The following is a 20,637-nucleotide window of genomic DNA, read 5'->3' as shown; positions in this document are numbered from 1 at the left end:
TCCCGTTTATGCCGCCGCGCTCGCTCGGCGGGAGCGCAGGAACGCCTGGACCTCATGGGCGGGGAGCGGCCGGCTGAACAGGAACCCCTGGACCTCGTCGCAGCCCTCGCTCCTGACGAGATCGAGCTGTTCCGCGGTCTCGACACCCTCGGCCACGATGCCCATCCCGAGCCGCTCGCCGAGGCCCACCACCGCCCGCACGATGGCCGCCGCATCCGGCTCGGCGATGTCCTTGATGAAGGCGCGGTCGATCTTGATCTTGTCGAAGGGAAACCGCCGGAGATAGCTCAGCGACGAGTATCCGGTGCCGAAATCGTCGAGCGCGATCTTGACGCCCAGCGCCCGCAGGCGGTGCAACGTCGCCACGACGCCCTCCGGGTCCCGCATCAGTGCGCTCTCGGTCACTTCGAGCTTGAGCCGATCCGCCGACAGGCCCGCCCCGTCGAGTGCGCTCGACACCGAGCGTTCGAGGTCGTGCTGGAACTGCAACGTCGAGACGTTGACGGCGACGCGGATCTCGCCGGGCCACGCCATCGCCTCGCGGCACGCCTCGGCCAGGGCCCAGGCGCCGAGGGCCACGATCAACCCGGTCTCCTCCGCCACCGGAATGAATTCCATGGGCGAGATGAGGCCCCGTTCGGGGTGATGCCATCGCATCAGCGCCTCGAAGCTCGTGACCGTCTCCGCCGCCAGGTCGATGACCGGCTGGTAAACGAGGTAGAAGTCGCCCCGCCGGATCGCGTCCTTCATGTCGAAGGCGAGGAGGTGGCGCGCGGAATGGCGCGCGGCCAGAGCAGGCTCGAACCGGCGATACGTGTCACGGCCGGTCGTCTTGGCCTCGTAGAGCGCGATGTCCGCACGCCGGAGCAGGTCGTCGGCGGTGATCCCTTCGTTCGGCACCATCACCGCGCCGATACCGACACCGATCTCGACCACCATGCCGTCGATCTCGATGGGCGCACCGAGAACCGCGATCACAAGCTTGGCTACCGCGTCCGCTTGGTGCGGCCCCTCGAGTCCTTCGAGCACGAGCGCGAACTCGTCGCCCCCGAGCCGGGCCACGGTATCGCCGGCGTCCACGGCATCGAGCAGGCGACCGGCGACGATGCGAAGGAGACGGTCGCCGGCGCTATGGCCGAGCGTATCGTTGACGGCCTTGAAGCCGTCGAGGTCGCAGGCGAGCACCGCCGCGGTGAACCGGCCGTCCCGAGCGCGCATCACGGCCCGGTCGAGGCGCTGGCGAAGCAAGCGGCGATTGGGCAGGCCCGTCAGGTCGTCGTGCAGGGCCAAGTACTCGACACGGGCCTCGGCTTCCCGGCGGTGAGTGATATCGATCTGGGTCCCCACCGCGCGCACGGCCCGGCCCGCGCCGTCTCGTTCCACGACTCGCCCACGGGTCAGAACCCAGAACGACGTGCCGTCGCGGCAGACGACGCGATGCTCGCACTCGTAAGAAGGGGCGAGGCCCTTGACGTGCGCGACCATGGCGAGGGTCAGGCGCTCGCGGTGCTCCGCGTCGACGATGTGATCCATCGGCTGCCTGGCCTCGATGGCGTCGGTGGCATAGCCGAGACGGGCGAGCCAGCGCTCGGAGATCCAGATCGATCGGTCGGCGAAGTTGCAGTCCCAGACCCCCTCGACGCCGCTATCGAGGGCGAGCGTCAGACGCTCCTCGCTCAGCCGCATTCTCGACTCGCTCGTGCGCGACGCCCGCACGGATTTCAACCAGCCCCCCGGATCGATGCGGACGCCGGTTCGTCCGGCACCCGCGCCGGAGAAGACACGGAAGCTGGATTGAGTCCGGCCGGGCATGTCTGTCCGCGGATCCCCGGCATCGGTTGCGGCGAGGCCCATCCGCCTGACGATCGTTCGAAGCCACGCGGCCACCTTCAGTGACGACCTCGCCCAGCTCATAATCGGCAGGCTCGACGCGGGCGCTGCAATCGCCAGCGATCTTGCAGGTTGAGTGGATTCCGCAGTGACCGTGAACCGTTTGCCGTCACGACCCGCTTTCCCATTCGAATGGCGATACTTGCGCAGACCGCCAGAATCAGCCGGCACACCTCAGACTTCAAGCATCGTTATGCGAAGCGTCCGTTAATGGAAAGTCAATGAGTGAGAGGCGCAAACCGGATCGAACTGCATTCAAATTGCCGCACCGCGCTTTATGGCGAGATACCGCAACAAACCAGCATTTTACCGGTACATATATACCATTTTTGACCTTTAACCCTTGTCTCCCGGCCAGATCGTCGAGACACCATCCATCGACGATGAAAGTATGCTGGTACAGCGACGATGTCGTCGGAATCGATCGCAGACTAGACGCACATGTGGCTCCGAGAAATCAAAGACACGAACAGAACGATTCCACTACGTAGTTTCAATTATAGTTAGTATAAATACAGTTTTTAAAATTCATATAAGTTATTTTTTACCCTTATTGACAACATTCGCCACTATCCATCCGAAATCGATAGCCTATCTCCGCCGAAACGCATTTTTTGGCGATCAAAAAAATCACTCGATCACTATAAAATAACTTTTATCGACTCAGATCACTTATGGTTTTAAGTATAAATGCCACTGACATAACCGGCATCCCGCCACATCACGTCTATCGCAGCTGAAAGAAGAGACCGAAAAGCCGTTTTTCGCGCCAAGGGACTGGGCCAGAGCCTCAGGCCCTGGCGTCGGCCACCAGCGCCGCCAGCCCCTCGCGGTAGGTCGGATAGGCGAGATCGACGCCGAGCTCCTCGCGGATCAGGCGGTTCCGCACGCGCTTGTTCTCGCCGTAGAAGCTGCGCGCCATTGGGCTCAGATCCGCCGTCTCGAAATCGATCTCGGGCGGCAGCGGCAGGTTGGCGAGGCCGGCGGCGTATTCGGTCACCACCTGCGGCGGCGTCGGCTCGTCGTCGGTGACGTTGTAGATCGCCTGCGCCCTCGGCCTGTCGATGGAGGCGAGCAGGGTCGTGGCGATGTCGTCCACATGGATGCGGTTGAACACCTGACCCGGCTTGATGATGCGCTGCGACTTGCCTTCGCGCAGCTTCACGATGGGGTTGCGGCCCGGCCCGTAGATGCCGGACAGGCGGAACACCTGCACGGCCTTGCCGGTCTCCTGCCCGAAGGCGAGCCAGGCCTTCTCCACGGCGATGCGGCCATGCGAGCGCCCGCTCGCGGGGTTGGGCGGCGTCGTCTCGTCGATCCAGGCGCCCTGCTGGTCGCCGTAGATGCCGATGGTGGAGAGATAGCCGATCCAGCCGATCCGGCTGTCGGCGATGGCGTCCCGGTAGCGGGCGAGCACCGTGTCGCCATTGCGAGACGGCGGGGCGGACACCAGCAGCACGTCCGTATCGGCGAGGTCGCCCGCGATCCGCGCGTCATCCGTCTCGGGACCGAAGCCGCGCAGGGCGACATCGCCGAGGCCGGCACCCGGCCGGGCCGGGTCGGTGACGGTGGCGCGGATCTCGCCGAACCGCTCCGCCGCGCGTTCGACGAAGCGGCGCGCCGTGAAGCCCAGACCGAAGACGAAGAGGTTCATGCCGACGTGTTTCCCGCGTGATCGAGTGCCGCGCGCCATTCGGCGCCGACCTCGGCATCGGTTTCGCCGATGGCGTGGCTGTTGAAAAGGCCGCGCATCGCCGCCCCGTCGGTGAGGCGGCTCGATGCCCAGACCGCCATGCCCCGCACCAGGGGCGACGGATCGGAGAGGCAGCGTTCGGCTTCCCGAGCGAGCGCCGGATCGCCGGAATTGCCGATGGCGATGAGGACGTTGCGCAGGAAGTGGTCGCGCCCGGTCCGCTTCACCGGGGTTCCGGCGAACCGCGCCCGGAAGGCCGCATCGTCGAGGCGCGCCAGTTCGGCGAGGGGAGGCGCGGCGAGGTCGGCCCGCGCGCCGAGGCGCGCCTCCGAGGCGGCGACGGCGAACTTGTTCCAGGGGCAGACCGCGAGGCAATCGTCGCAGCCGAAGACGCGGTTGCCGATGGCCTCGCGGAATTCGGGCGCGATCGGCCCCTCATGCTCGATGGTGAGGTAGGAGATGCAGCGCCGCGCATCGAGCTGGTAGGGGGCGGGAAACGCGGCGGTCGGGCAGATGTCGAGGCAGCGCCGGCACGAGCCGCAACGGTCGGCCTCGGGCAGGTCCGGCACGAGATCGGCGGAGGTGTAGATCGCCCCGAGCAGGAGCCAGTTGCCGTGCTCGCGCGAGACGAGGACCGTGTGCTTGCCCTGCCAGCCGAGGCCGGCGGCGGCGGCGAGCGGCTTCTCCATCACCGGCGCGGTATCGACGAAGACCTTCACACGCACGTCGCCCTTGGCGGAGAGGTAGCCGCCGAGCTCCTTCAGCTTGCCCTTCACCACATCGTGATAGTCGCGGCGCTGGGCATAGGCCGCGATGGCGCCGCGACCCTTCAGGGCCAGCAGCGAGAGCGGATCGGCCTCGGGGCCGTAATTCATGCCCAGCATCACGATGCTGCGAACGCCCGGCCAGAGAACCGACGGATCGGCGCGCTGGTCCGCGCGCTCCACCATCCACTCCATCTCGCCGTGATGCCCGGCGGCGAGCCAGGCCGGCAGCCGCTCGCGCAGGGCCGGCACCGCATCGGGGGTGGTCACCCGCACCGCGTCGAAGCCGAGATGCCGGGCGCGGGCCTCGAGCGCCTGCCTCAGGGCATCGCCGGAGAGAATTTTGCGCTGCTCCCGGCGGCCGGCGGCCTGCTTGCCCTCTGCCCGGAACTGGCCCGAAGGGGCGTTCAGAAATCGAGATCCGCGTAATGATCCGCCGGGGCCATGCCCGGAACCCGGTCCGCCAGCAGCGTCCGGAAGGAGGGGCGCGATTTCAGCCGCGCGTACCAGTCCCTCGCCGTCTCGTCCTCGTCCCATGGCACGTCGCCGAGATAATCCACGCAGGAGAGGTGAGCCGCGGCCGCGAGATCCGCATAGGTCAGATGGTCGCCGGCGATCCATTTCCGGCGGGACATCAGGTAGCCGATATACTTCATATGGTAGCGCACATTGGTGCGCGCCGCACGAATGGCATGCATGTCCGGCGGACCGCCGCCATTGGCGCTGGTCATGAAGCGCTTCGAGATCTTCTCGGTGACGAGATAGCCGGTCACCTCTGCGTCGAACTTCACCAGGAACCAGTCGAGCAGGCGGCGGACCTCCACGCGATCGGCGGTGGCCTCCGGCAGCAGCCGGCGCCCGGACAGGCCGAGGCCGCGGGTCTCGTCCAGATACTCGGCGATGATGCCGGCCCCCGGCACGGCGAGCCCGGTCTCCTCCACCAGGACCGGCGTCGTCCCGGCCGGATTGATGAGGAGGAAGGCCTCGCGCCGGTCCCAGACCCGCTCTTCCACGAGCGCGGGCTCCATGCCCATCTCGCTGAGCACGAGACGGATGAAGCGCGAATGCGGACAGAAGGGGGAGTGGTGAAGCGTCGCCATAGAGGCCGTTTCGAAGGGGATGGAACCGCGGGACGCGCCGTATCGGGACCGCCGGTGGGTGAGGGTCGCCGGTCGAGACTTATTGCCCGATCATTGCCGCCTCATTAACACGCTGGACATGTTCCGGTAACCGCTCGTCAACTCTGATCGCCGACACCGTGCGGCGACCCGCGCTCCCACCCCACAACAACCGAGGCGAGACATGATGGATGCCATGAGCATCGTGAAGGCGGTCGTGCTCGCCGTCGTCGAGGGCGCCACCGAGTTCATCCCGGTCTCCTCCACCGGCCACCAGCTCCTGGTCGGCCACTTCATCGGCTTTCAATCGCCCAACAACACGTTCGAGGTGCTGATCCAGCTCGGCGCGATCCTGGCGATCCTGGCCGTCTATTTCCGCCGCCTCCTCGGAATCGCCGTGGCGTTTCCGAGCGATCCGAACGCGAGACGCTTCGTCCTGGGCATCCTCCTCGCCTTCCTGCCGGCGGCGATCATCGGCGGCCTGTTCTCGAAATACATCAAGTTCTACCTGTTCAACCCGTGGATCGTCTGCGCCACCCTGGTGGCCGGCGGCCTCGTCCTCCTCGTCCTCGACGAGACCGACCTCGAGGTGAAGAAGCGTGACGTCTTCGACTTCACCCTGCCGATGGATTTCAGGATCGGCCTGTTCCAGTGCATCGCGATGATCCCGGGCGTGTCGCGCTCCGGCGCCACCATCGTCGGCGCGATGCTGATGGGGGCGGACAAGCGCTCGGCCACCGAGTTCTCGTTCTACCTCGCGATCCCCACCATGGCCGGGGCCTTCGCCAAAGACCTCCTCGACAATTACAAGAACCTCTCGCAGGACGATTTTGGCCTGATCGCCATCGGCTTCGTCGTGGCCTTCCTCTCGGCCTTCGTCGTGGTCCGCACCGTGCTCGACTACGTCTCCTCCCACGGCTTCCGGCTGTTCGCGTGGTGGCGCATCATCGTCGGCTCGCTCGGCTTCGCGGGGTTGATCCTGTTCGGCTGACGCACCCGCCTCGCGGCCCCGGACCCGCCTCGCACGCCGGGGCTCGCGACGCGGCGGCGGCCTTCGTTTTTCTTTGAGTCCGCGCTGATTTCTTTGATGAGTCCGGCGTGTTGCCCGGCAAGCCTCGCCGTGCGAGGGCTGTCGCCGACAGCGTCCGGCCATGCGCGGCCGGCGGAAGCGTGCGCCAAGGCCCTGACGATGGACAATCGCCCCCTCGCCGACCTGTTCCCCACGCCCACGCGCGAGCGGTGGCTCGGCCTGGTCGAGGGCGTGCTCAAGGGCGGCGATTTCGAGAAGCGCCTGGTCTCGAAGACGGCGGACGGCATCCGGATCGAACCGCTCTATGAGCCCGCCGCGCCGGTGGCGCAGCCCATGCGCGCGCCCGGCCCCTGGCGCATCGCCCAGCGGGTGGACCACCCGGACGCGCAGGCCGCCCACGATCTCGCCATGGCCGATCTCGAAGGCGGCGCCGATGCGCTGAACCTCGTCTTCGCGGGCGCGGTCTCGGCGCGCGGCTTCGGCCTCGCCGTCGACGACGTCCCGGCCCTCGACACCGCCCTGTCGGGCGTGATGCTGTCCCTCATCGCGACACGGCTCGATGCCGGCGGGCGCGGGCTGGAGGCCGCCCGTCTGGTCAAGGCTTTGGCGGCGCACCGCAACGAGGATCTGGGCAGCCTCGACCTCGATCTCGGCCTCGACCCGATCGGGACGCTCGCCGCCACCGGCCGCCTCGACGCGACGATCCCTGAGATCGGCGCAGCGGTCTCGGCGCTTCTGTCGGAGTTCGACGGGGCCGGCTTCACGGGCCGCGCGATGCTCGCCGACGGGCGCCCCTATCACGAGGCCGGCGCCAGCGAGGCGGCGGAACTCGCCGCCACCCTCGCCACGGCCGTCGCCTATCTGCGCATGCTGGAGGCCGGCGGGCACGACCTCGCCCGCGCCCGCGATGCCGTCGCCATTCTCCTCGTAGCCGATGCCGACGAGTTCCTGACCATCGCCAAGTTCCGCGCCATGCGCCGCCTCTGGGCGCGGGTGGAGGCCGCCTGCGGGCTCGACCCGAAGCCCCTGCGCCTGCATGCCGAGACCGCGTGGCGGATGATGAACCGGAACGACCCGTTCGTGAACATCCTGCGCACCGGCATGGCCGCCTGTTCGGCCGGGCTCGGCGGCGCCGATTCCGTCACCGTCATCCCCTACACCGCCTCGCTGGGCCTCGCCGACGCCTTCGCCCGGCGCGTCGCCCGCAACAGCCAGATCGTCCTGATCGAGGAATCCAACCTCGCCCGTGTCGCCGACCCGGCGGCAGGGGCCGGCGGGTTCGAGGCGCTCACCGAGGAACTCACCACCACGGCCTGGGCCGCCTTCCAGGCGATCGAGCGGGAGGGCGGCATCGTCGCCAGCCTGCAGGCCGGCGCGATCCAGGCCCGGATCGGCGAGACCCGCGCCACCCGCGCAAAGAACGTCGCCACGCGCCGCGAGCCGCTCACCGGGGCGAGCGAGTTCCCCTTCCTCGCCGAGAAGCCGGTGACGGTCCTCGACCTGCCGCCCTCCGATGTCGTGGCGCCCGCCTTCGCCCTCGACGGGGCCGGGACGACCACCTGCGAGGCCCTGCCCTCCTTCCGCCTCGCCGAGCCCTACGAGGCCCTGCGCGATGCGTCCGACGCCCATCTCGCCAAGACCGGGCGGCGCCCACGGGTGTTCCTGGCCAATCTCGGGACGGTCGCGGTCTTCAACGCCCGCTCGACCTTCGCCGCCAACGCCTTCGCGGCCGGCGGCATCGAGGCGGTGAACGAAGAGGGTTTTTCGGAGAGCGACGCGCTGGCCAAGGCTTTCGCCGCATCCGGCGCGCGCATCGCCTGCCTCTGTTCGTCGGACGCCCTCTACGCCACCCACGCCGTCGCGGCGGCCGAGGCTCTGAAGAAAGCGGGCGCGACCACCGTGTACCTCGCGGGCAAGCCCGGCGATCTCGCGGAGGGGCTCAAAGCCGCGGGGGTCGATGCCTATCTGCACGCGGGAGGTGATCTCCTCACGCTGCTTCAGGCCGCCTTGGGCGAAGCCACACGAGCGTGAACCGCAACCGATACGCGATCAGGGGCGTTTCCAGCCCCGATCACGTCCTTGCAGAACAGGCTACGATGCGACGCTTCCTCCTTGCCGCCGGCTCCCTCGCTCTCCTCACGACGTCCCTCGGAACCACCGACGCGGCCACGCGGAAGGTCTCGGTGCCCAACCGCTACGACGGCGCCTGGAGCATCGAGGTCATCACCCAGGACGGCCCCTGCGACCGCGCCTATCGCTACGGCGTCCGGATCGCCAAGGGCGAAGCGAGTTATCCCGGCGGCGATTTCGACATCCGGGGACGCGTCTCCGGCAACGGCTCCGTGCGGGCGACGATCATGCGCGGTTCCGATGGTGCCACCGTGGTCGGCCAACTCGATCGCGGCGGCTACGGCAGCGGCACCTGGTCGAGCAACGGCATGATCCGCTGTTCCGGCCGCTGGAACGCCGAGAAGCGGGGCTGATCCGGCTTCTGTGATCGGCCGGGCACAGTCGGCTCACGAAATCGCGCATCGCAGGTTTCGGGGCGCATCGTGCCCTGTTCCTGTCCAAGTCTTCGATGAATACTTGGGGCGAATCGATTTCGATCGACCTCGAGGTATGTGCGCGATGAAAGCTCGGCTGCTTGGCGCTTTCTTGATCCTTGTCGCGACGGCGGGTGCCGCGAACGCGGCGCCCCGCACACCCGGACACGCCCATGCGGCCATGGCGCCACTGGAGCGCGCCGCCACGGAGTGTTTCGCCGAGACGGTGATGGCCAACCCAGCGGCCATGCGCCATGCCCGGGCGGGCCGCTGGTACGAGGCGGCGGGGATCATCGGCTTCCTCTGCCGCCCCGAGGTGGATGCGATGATCCGCACCCATGACCAACTCTTCGGCAACGGCACCGGCCAGCGCTACTTCAAGGTCGCCTATACCCGTCATCTCGGCGGCGAACTCGCCATCCGCCTTCAGCCGATGCTGGAACGCACGGCCGTGGCGACCGCCGAACCGGCCGCCGATAGGACCGCCCCGGAAACCGGCGACAAGGCCGAGTAGCGACTTCGAACCGAGCTTCGCCGGGTCCGGCTCACTAAGACCTGTCCGCGCGACCGCGCGGCGGTATTCGTCCGCCGGGCCTTGGTATCAGGCGTCGACGGTCTCTTCCTCGTCGCGGGCAGGAACGGCTTCGTCGTCCGGCAGGGCGAGGCGCGGATCAGGCCCGAGGAGCGTCTCCACCAAAGCGTCGATGCGGGCCGACACGCCCTCCTCCCGCAAGGCGTCCCGCACCAGGGCCCTCGCCTTTTGGAACGAGACCCCCATGGGCAGCGCGACGGCGGCCGCCACCTCCTCCGCCACCGCGCCTTCCGCCGCCAGCCCCGCATGAACAGCCTCGCGCGGGTCGAAGCGGGGGATCGGAAGCGTGAACATCAGCTTGTCGAAATGTCGCGGCCCCTGCTCGCCTCGTGCCTGCATGTGAGCGATGCGGCGACGCACGGCTTCGCTGTTGAAGAGAGCCTCCAGATAGCGTGCTTCCGCCATCGACTCGACCGCTGCCCAATAAAGGCTGTGGTCGATGATTCCTTCGGGACCGAGGAGGCACGAAGCCAGTCGGGAGCCTGTCTTGGTGAAGACCACGCGAATGGGCTGCACCGGAAACTGCGCGGACAATCCGCGTTGAAAATTCCAACGCTGCTTTAGGGTGATGCGTCCGGCGCTGTGTTGCGCCCAGCTTGCCTCGGCCTGTCGCATCCAGGCTCCGAGGCGGGTCGCACCATGATCGCTCGCCTGTTTCGCGTCGAGAACATTCCCATCGGGTGTCATGGGCACGATGCCCTCGAACGGATTCAAAACGCGAAACGACGCGATGGATTCGCCGAGATAGACCGGCCGGACGTATTCGCTTTCGACAGCCCCCTGCTGAGCGGGCAGGTCTCGCCAGGGGACTTTCTCCTGTGGGGACCTCCTGCTTCTCAAGAGAGGTGCTGCGGCGTTGCCGCCGAGACGGCCTGACTGAACGCGATCCACCAGACACAGCATGCGCGGAACGAGGGTCGCCCCTTGATGGAAGAGCGGGCGATAGGGCGACCCGGCCTCGAAGTTCGCAGGCACCGGTGCATCGGCCCGATCCAGCCGCAGGCAGCGATCCGCCACCTCCTCGGGCACGTCCTTGAAGGGGAGCCGCCCGGCGAAAGCCGTGACCCGCATGGGCGTCGGCCGGGCCTCCCCCGCCGTGACATCGGCGAACAGGACGCAGGTGGGCACCCTGAACAGGGGCGAGACGGCCTGATTGTCGAGAACCCAGGCGTCCGAGAACGCGACACGGACCTCGGTCCAGTCCCCGGTGCGGAAGGCTCGGAACTGGCCCCGGCTCAGGGCGGCGAGCGGCAGCACCATGGCGACTCGCCCGCCCGGCCGGTCGCCCTCCGGCGGCCGGACATAGAGTTCCGCCGCCCGTGCGAAGAACAGGCCCGACAGATCGGTCTGCGTTACCAGCCGCGCCTCGTCGGGGCCGACCCAGATGCCGAGCCGGCGCGCGGTATCACGGAACAGGGCCTGCAGGGCGGGCGCCATGTAGCGGTAGGACAGCCAGGGCGGGTTGCCGATGACGACATCGACCCTGGCGCCGTCCGAGAGCGCCACCGGGCGGCTGAGGTTGCGGGCGAAGAAACCCCAGACATGGTCGCGACCGGCCCGGCGCAGGCGGTCGTAGATCGTGAAGGTGGTGACGAGCGTCGCGTGCTGCTCCGCCGCGACGCCAAGCCCCGCGAGCCCACGCGCGAAGGCGTCCGCCGTGCGGCCGGCCTCGCTGGCATCGTGCATGGCGGTGACGACGCGGTCGAACAGGGGCGGATCGGCACAGAGGCCGAGGGGAAAACGCAGGGTCGGCGCGCCTTTGCGGCCCTCGCGGGGGTCGCGCGGCACCTCGACCACGAGGTCGCTCTCGAACGCGTCGCGCTTCACGTTCCATTGCAGCGCATCGCCGAGATAGACCGGCAGGGAGATGTCGCCGCCTCGCCCCGGCAGGGCGTCGCCGAGCGCCAACAAGTATGTGACGCGGGCGAAGATCACGGCCACCGGATGGACGTCCAGCCCCGTGACGGAAGCGCAGCAGCGCGACGCGATCTCCGTGAGCGGCACGCCCGCCGCGATCAGGGCCTCACGCTTGAGGCGCACGGCGTGGAACAGGAAGCTGCCCGAGCCGCAGGCGGGATCGAGGCAGGTCTGCTCGGCCGGCCGGTCGAGGGCGCGCCGCACCACCTTCCGGGCGAGCCAATCGGGCGTGTAATATTCACCGAGATCGTGCCGTTGCGCCGGATCGATGAGGGATTCGTAGAGCACTTTCAGAAGGTCGACATCGACGCTGCCGAGGTCGAACCGGGCGGCATGCGCGGCCAGGCTGGCGACGATGGACTCCCCGCCCGGCGCCTGGATCACCCAGCCGAAGAAATCCGTCTCCACCGCTCCGTGGACCCCCGCCTCGTGGAAGGCGCGCCCCGACAGCAGATCCTCGGGCGAGCGCCCGGTGGCGCCCATGGTTCCGGCGGCAATCGCCTTGGCGAGGATAACGAGATAGGTGTGCTGGAGCCAGAGCGTGTCGTCGTCGATGGCCTTGCCGTAGACGAAGCCGAGATGGCGCGACCATAGCTGCCGCTTCAGGACCGCCTCCGGGTCCGCCGCCAGCGCCTCCCAGGCCTTGGCGAGGAGGCCGAGGGTCCGCGCGAAGGCGGCGCTCTGGCGGCCGAGTTCGTTGGTGATCCCGGCCGCGTCCGCCGGCAGCCAGTCGAGGACCGCGATGACCCCTTCGAGCCAGGCGGTGAGGCCACGGGCGTCCGCCAGCCTCACCTCGTGCTCGGTGAGCCGCACCAGGACGCCGTCCCGCATCTCGTAGGCGACGAAGCTGGCGCCGTCTGTGGCGAGCCCCACGTAACGCTGGCCGGTGGCACTCTCGCGTTCGGGCAGGTAGCGGGTGAGCTGAGCCTCGGCGTCCCTGGCCTCCCGGCGCAGGTCGGACTTGATCTCGATGATCGTCCTGCCGAGCAGGGCATCGAGGCGCCCTCTAACCTCAGGTATCTTTCTCTCGAAGAAGATCTGCTCGCTCTTGGCGCCCAGCGCCTCGATCAGCAGGCGATAGAGCAGCGCCCTGACCTTCTCATGTCCCGGACGGATCGAGAGTTCCGCGATGATCGCAGTCAGAGCATCGTCATCGATCGCCATCGCCAGCCCTCACATGAGGCTGCGAACTATATATACCTGAGGTTGCCCATCAAGCACGGAACGCGACCACGCACAGGTTGTACGCGAGGCGTGGGTGCGCGCCCTTCAGGCGCCCGCCAGACGAAAGCTCGCCTGGCGCCGGTCCACCACGCCGCGACGGCGCTCGACGAACCGGGTCTGATTGCGGCCGTTGGCCTTGGCCTCGTAGAGCGCGGCGTCCGCGAGACTGAACAGGTCCGACGGCGTGAGGGGGTCGGCTCCCGGCGCGCCCATGGTCGCGACGCCGATGCTCACCGTGACCGATCCGGGTTCGATCCCGGCCGAGTCCACCGACAGGAGCGCCACCCTGGCATGAACCCTCTCGGCGATGAGCAGGGCCGCCGTCTCGTCGCCATCCGGGATCAGGATCGCGAATTCCTCGCCGCCCACCCGGCAGACGAGATCGACGGGACGGTGAACGCTCTCCAACAGGCAGCGGGCGAGGCCGCGCAGCACCTCGTCGCCCACCGCATGCCCATAGCGGTCGTTGAAACGCTTGAAGTGATCGGCATCGATGACCAGCAGCGCGAAGGGGCGGGCCGCCTGGTCGGCATCCCCCCGCAGGGCGGTCAGGGCCTCCTCGAACCGGCGGCGATTCGGCAGGCCGGTCAACGCATCGGTGAGCGACTGCCGGGCGAGTTCGACCTGCATCGCGCCGCGCCGCTCCAGCTCCCGTCCGAACAGGAGCAAGAGGCCGATGGTCAGGCCGCACAGCACCACCACGATGGCGCTGATGACGATCGCCTTCGCGCGCCATTCGGCCTCGATCTCGTTCACCGCCAGGGCGACGTTGAGGATCAACGGCAAGGTCCCGACCTGCGTGAAGGCATAGTGCCGGTCCACCCCGTCAAGGCTGGAGGTCCCGACGAAGCTACCGCTGCCCTCTCGGACGAACCGCTCGAAATTGGCCGTTCCGGCGAGGCTCGTCCCGAAATCGGAGTCCCGGTTCGGGTAGCGCATGACGCGCGTCCCATCGTGCAGGTACAAGTTGATCGCGCCGTCGCGCCCGAGGCCCAGGCGGTCGAACAACCGCGTGAAGTACGACAGCTTCAGGGTGCCCAGGACCACCCCGCCGAACGACCCGTCCGGCTTGTCGACGCGTCGGCTCAGCACCATGACGCGTGCGCCCGTCAGACGCGACATCAGCGGCTGGCTGATCAGCAAGCCACCGCCGCCCCGGGCCTTGTGGGCCTTGAAGTAGTCGCGGTCGACATTGTTGGTGCGGCGCGCCGGGATGGCATGGCCGTCGAGAATGCTGTCGCCTCGCTCGTCGAGGACGAGGATCACGCCCATGTCCTGTGCCGAGATCGCCCGATCGAACAGGATCAGCTGGCGCAGCTCCGGCGACAGATCGGCGAGAGCGGGAAGTTTCAGGTTCTCGGTGACGCCCTGCAGCGACAGATCGATGATCTCGATATTGCGGGCGATGTCACGTTCGATGATCTGGAGCAAGTTCTGCGAGGTCTGCTCCGCCTTGTCCCAAGCGTCCTTGCGCAAGTCGAGCAGCATGATGGCGGACACGACGAGCATGCCCACCGGTGCCAGGATTCCGAAGAGGATCCACGTGCGCGCCGAGCGGAACCTGCGAGCGAATCGGCGCGGCAGGACCATCGGCATCTCCTCCCAGGTCACCCGGAGGTGCCTGGTTCAGACCATGTTGCCCGCCTCTCCGGCCGGGACAGGGCATGTCACGGAGTCTAAGCCACAAGCCTTAATGCAGGGTTAAACATGCCGCAGCACAACCGGAGGTGGAGACGGAGGCTCCCGCTCCGGCTCCGGCTCAATCGTCCATCTTCAGCGCGGCGATGAACGCCTCCTGCGGGATTTCCACGCGGCCGAACTGGCGCATCTTCTTCTTGCCCTCCTTCTGCTTGTCGAGGAGTTTGCGCTTACGAGAGATGTCGCCGCCGTAGCACTTGGCGGTCACGTCCTTGGAGAGGGCCTTGATGGTCTCGCGGGCAATGATCTTGCCCCCCAACGCCGCCTGGACCGGGATCTGAAACAGGTGGCGGGGGATCAGGTCCTTCAGCTTCTCGCACATGGCCCGGCCGCGATGCTCGGCGCGGCTGCGGTGGACCAGCATGGAGAGGGCATCCACGGGCTCGGCATTGACGAGGATCGACATCTTCACGAGGTCGCCCTCCCGGTAATCCGAGATGTGGTAGTCGAACGAGGCGTAGCCCTTCGAGATCGATTTCAGGCGGTCGTAGAAGTCGAACACCACCTCGTTGAGCGGCAGGTCGTAGACCACCATGGCGCGCTTGCCGACGTAGTTGAGGTCGACCTGGGTGCCGCGCCGGTCCTGGCAGAGCTTCAGGACGCCGCCGAGATACTCGTCGGGGGTGAGGATGGTGGCGCGGATCCACGGCTCCTCGATGGCGGTGATCTTCATCACGTCCGGCATGTCGGCCGGGTTGTGCAACTCCTTCAACGTCCCGTCCGTCATCTGCAGGCGGTAGACCACGGAAGGAGCGGTGGAGATCAGGTCGAGGTTGAACTCGCGCTCCAGGCGCTCCTGGATGATCTCGAGGTGCAGCAGCCCGAGGAAGCCGCAGCGGAAGCCGAAGCCGAGCGCCGCGCTCGTCTCCATTTCATACGAGAACGAGGCGTCGTTGAGCCGGAGCTTGCTCATGGCGCTACGCAGGGTCTCGAACTCGGCGGCATCCACGGGGAAGAGCCCGCAGAACACCACCGACTGCACGTCCTTGAAGCCCGGAAGCATCTCCTTGCAGGGGCGCTTGTCCTCGGTGAGCGTGTCGCCCACGCGGGTATCGGCGACCTCCTTGATCGAGCCGGTGAAGAAGCCGACCTCGCCGGGGCCGAGCTCGCCGATATCGGCCATCTTCGGCCGGAACACGCCGATCTTGTCGACCCCGTGCACGGCGTCGGCCCGCATCATGCGGATGTTCATGCCCTTCTTGAGCACGCCGTCGACGATGCGCACCAGCACGACGACGCCGAGATAGACGTCGTACCAGCTGTCCACCAGCAGGGCCTTGAGGGGCGCGTCGCGGTCTCCCTTGGGCGGCGGCAGACGCTTGACGATGGCCTCCAGCACCGCCTCGATGTTGAGGCCGCTTTTCGCCGAAATCGCCACCGCCTCGGAGGCGTCGATGCCGATCACCTCCTCGATCTGGGCGCGGATGCGCTCGGGCTCGGCGGCCGGCAGGTCGATCTTGTTGAGGACGGGGACGATCTCGTGGTTGGCGTCGAGCGCCTGGTAGACGTTGGCGAGCGTCTGCGCCTCCACGCCCTGGGAGGCGTCGACCACGAGGAGCGATCCCTCGCAGGCCGCGAGCGAGCGCGACACCTCGTAGGCGAAGTCCACGTGGCCGGGGGTGTCCATCAGGTTGAGGATGTAGTCCTTGCCGTCCTCTGCGCGGTATTCGAGGCGCACGGTCTGGGCCTTGATGGTGATCCCGCGCTCCTTCTCGATGTCCATCGAGTCGAGCATCTGCTCGCTCATGTCGCGGAGCGCCACCGTGCCGGTGGTCTGGATCAGCCGGTCGGCCAGCGTCGACTTGCCATGGTCGATATGCGCGACGATGGAGAAATTACGGATGTTGTCGATGGGGACGGTGGTCATCGAGGGGTCTGTCTCCGGCGCGGTCGCGGTCCGTCGGCGTAAGGACGGGCCCGGCGCACGGCTTTTCGGTGTGTGGACGCGTGTCGGGAGATAGCAGTGCGGCACCGGCACGCCAAGCGGAGCCGCGTCCGCACGTGGTCGCGCCCCTCGGTTCCGGGCGCGATGGCTCTCAGAGCAGGGCCACAGTCTGGCGGATTTCGGGCATGGTCGGCCCCGTGATCTCGTGGACCATGCGGTTCATCAGGTCGCGGGCGATGAGGCAGCGCCCGCGGGCCTCGTCCCGCGCGGCACCGGCGGGCAGCGCGCCGAAGGTCCGGCAGGCCTTGGCGAGGTCGCGGAATCCCGTCCTGTCGGCCCGGGCGGCGAGGGTTTCCGCGCTCGCCCCGTCCGTGTCGGGTCCGAAACGGTCGACGAGCCTGACGAAGGCACGCACGTCCTCGCGGGCCGCCTCCTCGCCCATCCGGGCGATCAGGGCATCGAAGGCGCTCCGGTCGAAGATCGGCGGCCGTTCCGGCATCGGCGCGTCCGCGTCGCTCTCCCGCAGGACGATGGAGGAGATCTGGTCGCCGACCACCCGCGACAGGGTCGGGAGATCGAACGGCTTGCCGAGATGGCCGTTGGCGCCGGCCTCCGTGAGGGCCCGGACCCGGTCCGGCATCATGCTGGCGCTCATGGCCACGATCGGCACCCGGCGCGCCGGGTGCTGGAGGGAGCGGATGCGCCGGATGGCCGTGGTCCCGTCCATTCCGGGCATCGACACATCCATGAGGACGAGGTCGTAGGCGCTGGCCTGCACCGCCAGGATGGCCGCCTCTCCGTCGGTGACCATGTCGACGCCGTAACCCAGGCGCTTCAGCATCGCCTGGACGACCTCCCGGTTGATCGGGTTGTCCTCCACCACGAGGATGCGGCCGGCCCCGGGCGCGTCCGGGCTCGGAGCCGGCGCCGCGCATGTCAGCACCGGCGCCGGCGCCAGGGAGAGGGAGAACCGGTAGGCCGCCGTCTCGCCCAGCGGCGTGCTCCGGTCGATGCGCCCGCCCCCCATGAGTCCGACGAGGCGCTGGGCGATGATGAAGCCGAGGCCGCTGCCGTCGAGGGCGACGGTGCGGGCTGCGGACTGCTCCGGGTCTTCGCCGGCATGGGCGGTGACGAAGACGCGCCAGCGCTCGGCGGACTCGGCGCCGCGCGGCCCCTGCAGCGCGAGGGTGACGGTGCCCCGGCGCAACGTGCCGATGGCGTCGTTGAGCAGGTTGAGGAGGATCTGCCTCAGGCGGCGCTCGTCGCCCAGGACATGGCGGGAGCCGTCGCCGGGAACGGCCACGTCGATGGCGACCCCCCTCGCCTCGGCCATGGGCCTCACGAGATCGGCCGTCCCGCTCACCAGGGCGGGCAGGTCGAGGGGGATGCTATCGAGGCGCAGATTGCCCTCCCCGGCCCGGGCATAATCGAGGACGTCGTCCACCGTGCCAAGAAGCGTGTCGGTGGCCGCCCCCACCAGGGCGAGATAGCGGACCTGATCGGGTGAGAGCCCGGTCGTGTGCGCGAGGAGGTCGGTGAAGCCCTTGATCGTCGTCAGCGGCGTCCGGATCTCGTGGCTCATGAGGTTCATGAACTCCGATTTCGCCCGGCTCGCATTCTCGGCCTTGGCCTGGGCCAGTTCGGCGGCGTCGCGGGCCATGCGCAATTCGTCGGCCTGATCCTGCCGCTTCGTCACGTCCCGCAGGGTCGATATCACGTTGGGCGCCCCAGGCGCGGCGGAGGTCAGGAGGTCGTTGACCGCCTCGATCCAGATGCAGCGGCCATCCGCATGGCGCATCCGGAACAGGGACACGATGCTCGGCCGGTCGGGGGCGAGGCGGGCATCCGCGGCGGAGAAGGCGGCGAGATCGTCGAGGTGGATGCGCGTGCGCGGATCGAAATCCGACCCTTCCGTGCCGAACAGCGCCGCGCCGGAAGGCGAGACATAGGCGATGCGCCAGTCGGCATGGCGCAGGATCACCACGTCGGTCATGGTCTCGGCGAGGAGCTGGTAATGCGCCTGGCTCGCCGCGAGTTCGCGGCCGCGCTCGGCCACCCGGACCTCCAGGTTGGCATTGGCCTCCGCGATGGCGGCGTGGTGCTCGGCCGAGACGCGGGACGCCGTCACGAGCGCCCGGCCGATCTGCTCCACCTCGCGGATCTCGCTGGCGGGAAGGTGGACGGGGTCGCCGCGCCCGACCGCGCCGGCGGCCCGCTTCAGGTTCCGCACCGCCCTGGCCACCTGCCGGGCATAGATCCAGGCGACGATCCCGCCGCTGCCCAGCAGCGTCACGGCGAGGAAGGCCAGGACCGCGAGCGAACGATAGAGCGAGGCCTCGAAGGCATTCCGGTCGAGGCCGGTGACCACCGTCCAGTCGGAGACGCCGGAGCGATGGTGGAATTCCATGACGCTGGCCTCCGCCTTCTCCCAATCCTCCAGACGCTGGAGCCTGGGCGGAGACGAGGAGGGCTCTTTCGTGGAGAGGCCGGACGAGTCGGGCGCATCGTCGGTTTGTGCGACGATGCGCTTCGCGCCATCGACGAAGACGGCGGAGAACGGGTCGTCGATCTCGGCCTGTGCAATCAGGCGGGCGAAGTGATCCGTGCGCACGGCGATGGAGACGAACATCTCCGGCACGCCGCCGCGCAGGACCGGCGCGCAGATCAGGACGATATCGGCCCCGGTGACCACGCTCTTGATCACCGGAGAGATGACCGGGCGCCGGGTCGCGATCAGGGACGCGGCGAGCGCGGGACGGGGGGAGGACGGCATGGCCGTGCCGACGGGCACGCGCGTGTTGACGATCTGGCGGCCATCGACATGGACGAGGGACACCGTGAATTCGGTGGTGTCCACGAGTGCCCGCCCCTGGGCATCGAACCGCGCCCAGTCCTCGGCATCGATGGAGGGCGAGGTCGCCAGGGTCCTGGCCATCGCGCTCATCTCGGAGAGATCGCGGTCGAGGCGCTCGCGGAGATGGTCTCCGGTGAGCTGTCCCATGGTCTGCAGACGGGCTCGCTCGGCCGTCACGTACCAGTCGGTGGTAACGACGGCGAGCACCACGAGGGGAAGCGCGATGGCGAGGGCGAAGACCATCATGGCCGCCACCGCCGAGTGTTGCCCCCGCTCTCCGCGCCTGCGCACCGCTCTCTTACCTTGTCGATGGGCGCACCGATGGGACGCGGCCTCGCTTCACCTAAGCAGGGATTCTCCGGCTGGCCAATGGATTGTGAGGTTGTTCGAAATTCATGGTTTCGACGGCTTTATGAATAGCGTCGTCCAGGGTCCGCGCTTACGCGAAGGTTCGATTTCAATCGGGTCCGACTCATGCGTCCTCGGCGCGTTCGGCGGACACCCGCCATGGCACGGGCGAAGGGTGATGGGTTTCCCTCACCTCCGTACGGTCTCAGATGAAGGGGCCGATCAGCCGCTCGTACTCGGCCTCGGCGAGGCCATAGCTGTCGCCGGCAAGTTCGACGAGCTTGAGCCGGTCACGGATCGTGATCTGCCCGCGCCGCATCACGATCATCCGCGTGCGCTCCAACTCGTGCAGGGCGACGGTGACGCGCGGGCGATGCATGCCGAGCATCAGCGCCAGCATCTCGTGGGTCATGACCACGCGGCCCTCGTCGAGCCTGTCGCTGGCCAGGAGGAGGCAGAGCGCCAGGCGCTCCTCCACCGAATGGTGCCGGTTGGCCAGGGCCATCTGGCTGGTCCAGAGGATGACGACCTGGACGTAGCGCAGGAGGATGTCGCGCAGGGCGCTGCTCTGGGCCATCGCCTGACGCAGGGCGCCCGCGCCCATGCGGAGGGCCCGGCCCGCCACGCGGACCTCCACGGTGAGGGGCGTGTGCTCGATGCCGAGCACGAGGGCGGTGCTGACCATTCCGTCGCGCCCGACGACAGCGATCTCGACGGTGCCGCGTTCGGCGATCGCCATGGTCACGGAGGCCAGTCCACTCTCGATGAAATACGCGTGCGGGATGGGCTCGTTGGCCATGACGATCCGCTCGCCGACGGTCAGCACCACCTCTTCGAGCTGCGGCAGCATCTGGCTGAAGACTTCGATGGGAAGCGCCCGCAGGAGGCGGTTCTCGACCAACGGCGCCTGGAGCGGCTGGAGTCGTGAGTTCATTAGTGACGCTCCGGCAAGCATCTCGCCTATACTTTCAAGGAACTCGGAATTAACAGTGGCGAAGAGCCGCATTCTGCAGAATATTGATTAAAATTCCAGTAAAATAGAACAATATTAAGTACTAGCTTGGGCTTCGATGTGTATTTT

General features: G+C 67.9%; 13 protein-coding genes. 4 read left to right on the top strand and 9 right to left on the bottom strand.

From position 1 onward, the window contains the following. Positions 1 to 6: 6 nt before the first annotated feature. From ASF34_RS09525 to ASF34_RS09510, 4 genes are all read right to left on the bottom strand, one after another. On the bottom strand, positions 7 to 1,812 hold the full coding sequence (locus ASF34_RS09525) for a putative bifunctional diguanylate cyclase/phosphodiesterase (protein WP_162240034.1): 1,806 nt from the start codon (positions 1,810 to 1,812) through the stop codon (positions 7 to 9). Positions 1,813 to 2,680: 868 nt separating this feature from the next. Next, complete coding sequence (locus ASF34_RS09520; protein ID WP_018041673.1) at positions 2,681 to 3,544, bottom strand: SDR family oxidoreductase; 864 nt, start codon at positions 3,542 to 3,544, stop codon at positions 2,681 to 2,683. Then, a complete protein-coding gene (gene queG, locus ASF34_RS09515; protein ID WP_082494140.1) occupies positions 3,541 to 4,671 on the bottom strand; it encodes a tRNA epoxyqueuosine(34) reductase QueG in 1,131 nt (376 codons plus the stop codon). Before queG ends, ASF34_RS09520 begins: the two co-directional genes overlap by 4 nt. Before the next feature lie 83 nt (positions 4,672 to 4,754). Next, positions 4,755 to 5,447, bottom strand: coding sequence for a glutathione S-transferase family protein (locus ASF34_RS09510; protein ID WP_018041671.1), 693 nt, complete (start codon positions 5,445 to 5,447; stop codon positions 4,755 to 4,757). 205 nt (positions 5,448 to 5,652) lie between these two features. Between ASF34_RS09510 and ASF34_RS09505 the strand changes: the two genes are divergently transcribed. The 4 genes from ASF34_RS09505 to ASF34_RS09490 all read left to right on the top strand — a co-directional run bounded on the left by ASF34_RS09505 (position 5,653) and on the right by ASF34_RS09490 (position 9,552). Further along, positions 5,653 to 6,456, top strand: a complete 804-nt coding sequence (locus ASF34_RS09505; RefSeq protein WP_056147178.1) for an undecaprenyl-diphosphate phosphatase — start codon at positions 5,653 to 5,655, stop codon at positions 6,454 to 6,456. Positions 6,457 to 6,654: 198 nt separating this feature from the next. Beyond that, positions 6,655 to 8,526, top strand: a complete 1,872-nt coding sequence (locus ASF34_RS09500) for a methylmalonyl-CoA mutase family protein (protein WP_056160729.1) — start codon at positions 6,655 to 6,657, stop codon at positions 8,524 to 8,526. A gap of 65 nt (positions 8,527 to 8,591) precedes the next feature. Beyond that, positions 8,592 to 8,978, top strand: a complete 387-nt coding sequence (locus ASF34_RS09495) for a hypothetical protein (RefSeq protein WP_018046149.1) — start codon at positions 8,592 to 8,594, stop codon at positions 8,976 to 8,978. Positions 8,979 to 9,123: 145 nt separating this feature from the next. Continuing rightward, a complete protein-coding gene (locus ASF34_RS09490; protein WP_026176341.1) occupies positions 9,124 to 9,552 on the top strand; it encodes a hypothetical protein in 429 nt (142 codons plus the stop codon). An 87-nt stretch (positions 9,553 to 9,639) separates the two neighbouring features. On the opposite strand, the gene ASF34_RS09485 is transcribed toward ASF34_RS09490, so the two are convergent. The 5 genes from ASF34_RS09485 to ASF34_RS09465 form a co-directional block, all read right to left on the bottom strand. Next, positions 9,640 to 12,711: an N-6 DNA methylase gene (locus tag ASF34_RS09485; protein WP_056160727.1), complete on the bottom strand. Its 3,072-nt coding sequence runs from the start codon at positions 12,709 to 12,711 to the stop codon at positions 9,640 to 9,642. Positions 12,712 to 12,816: 105 nt separating this feature from the next. Continuing rightward, positions 12,817 to 14,361, bottom strand: a complete 1,545-nt coding sequence (locus ASF34_RS09480) for a sensor domain-containing diguanylate cyclase (protein ID WP_056161156.1) — start codon at positions 14,359 to 14,361, stop codon at positions 12,817 to 12,819. 169 nt (positions 14,362 to 14,530) lie between these two features. Continuing rightward, positions 14,531 to 16,336 (bottom strand): translation elongation factor 4, encoded by a 1,806-nt coding sequence (gene lepA, locus ASF34_RS09475; RefSeq protein WP_056160725.1) that lies wholly within the window; start codon positions 16,334 to 16,336, stop codon positions 14,531 to 14,533. A gap of 169 nt (positions 16,337 to 16,505) precedes the next feature. Next, a complete protein-coding gene (locus ASF34_RS09470; RefSeq protein WP_056160723.1) occupies positions 16,506 to 19,454 on the bottom strand; it encodes a response regulator in 2,949 nt (982 codons plus the stop codon). Between the two features lie 307 nt (positions 19,455 to 19,761). Beyond that, on the bottom strand, positions 19,762 to 20,490 hold the full coding sequence (locus ASF34_RS09465) for a Crp/Fnr family transcriptional regulator (protein ID WP_018046139.1): 729 nt from the start codon (positions 20,488 to 20,490) through the stop codon (positions 19,762 to 19,764). Between the last annotated feature and the right edge of the window lie 147 nt (positions 20,491 to 20,637).

It is taken from the genome of Methylobacterium sp. Leaf106 (assembly GCF_001422895.1).
Classification (GTDB): Bacteria; Pseudomonadota; Alphaproteobacteria; order Rhizobiales; family Beijerinckiaceae; genus Methylobacterium; species Methylobacterium bullatum.
The sequence above is the reverse complement of the archived record's forward strand: the minus strand, read 5'-3'. Positions and strand labels throughout refer to the sequence as shown.

What these genes read in the sequence shown, in the direction of transcription:
- ASF34_RS09490 (WP_026176341.1), top strand. Translation starts at nt 9,124, where the DNA reads ATGAAAGCTCGGCTGCTTGGCGCTTTCTTGATCCTTGTCGCGACGGCG.
- ASF34_RS09505 (WP_056147178.1), top strand. Translation starts at nt 5,653, where the DNA reads ATGGATGCCATGAGCATCGTGAAGGCGGTCGTGCTCGCCGTCGTCGAG.
- ASF34_RS09520 (WP_018041673.1), bottom strand. Translation starts at nt 3,544, where the DNA reads ATGAACCTCTTCGTCTTCGGTCTGGGCTTCACGGCGCGCCGCTTCGTC.
- ASF34_RS09465 (WP_018046139.1), bottom strand. Translation starts at nt 20,490, where the DNA reads ATGAACTCACGACTCCAGCCGCTCCAGGCGCCGTTGGTCGAGAACCGC.
- ASF34_RS09495 (WP_018046149.1), top strand. Translation starts at nt 8,592, where the DNA reads ATGCGACGCTTCCTCCTTGCCGCCGGCTCCCTCGCTCTCCTCACGACG.
- lepA (WP_056160725.1), bottom strand. Translation starts at nt 16,336, where the DNA reads ATGACCACCGTCCCCATCGACAACATCCGTAATTTCTCCATCGTCGCG.
- ASF34_RS09500 (WP_056160729.1), top strand. Translation starts at nt 6,655, where the DNA reads ATGGACAATCGCCCCCTCGCCGACCTGTTCCCCACGCCCACGCGCGAG.
- ASF34_RS09480 (WP_056161156.1), bottom strand. Translation starts at nt 14,361, where the DNA reads ATGGTCCTGCCGCGCCGATTCGCTCGCAGGTTCCGCTCGGCGCGCACG.
- ASF34_RS09470 (WP_056160723.1), bottom strand. Translation starts at nt 19,454, where the DNA reads ATGATGGTCTTCGCCCTCGCCATCGCGCTTCCCCTCGTGGTGCTCGCC.
- ASF34_RS09485 (WP_056160727.1), bottom strand. Translation starts at nt 12,711, where the DNA reads ATGGCGATCGATGACGATGCTCTGACTGCGATCATCGCGGAACTCTCG.
- ASF34_RS09510 (WP_018041671.1), bottom strand. Translation starts at nt 5,447, where the DNA reads ATGGCGACGCTTCACCACTCCCCCTTCTGTCCGCATTCGCGCTTCATC.
- ASF34_RS09525 (WP_162240034.1), bottom strand. Translation starts at nt 1,812, where the DNA reads ATGCCCGGCCGGACTCAATCCAGCTTCCGTGTCTTCTCCGGCGCGGGT.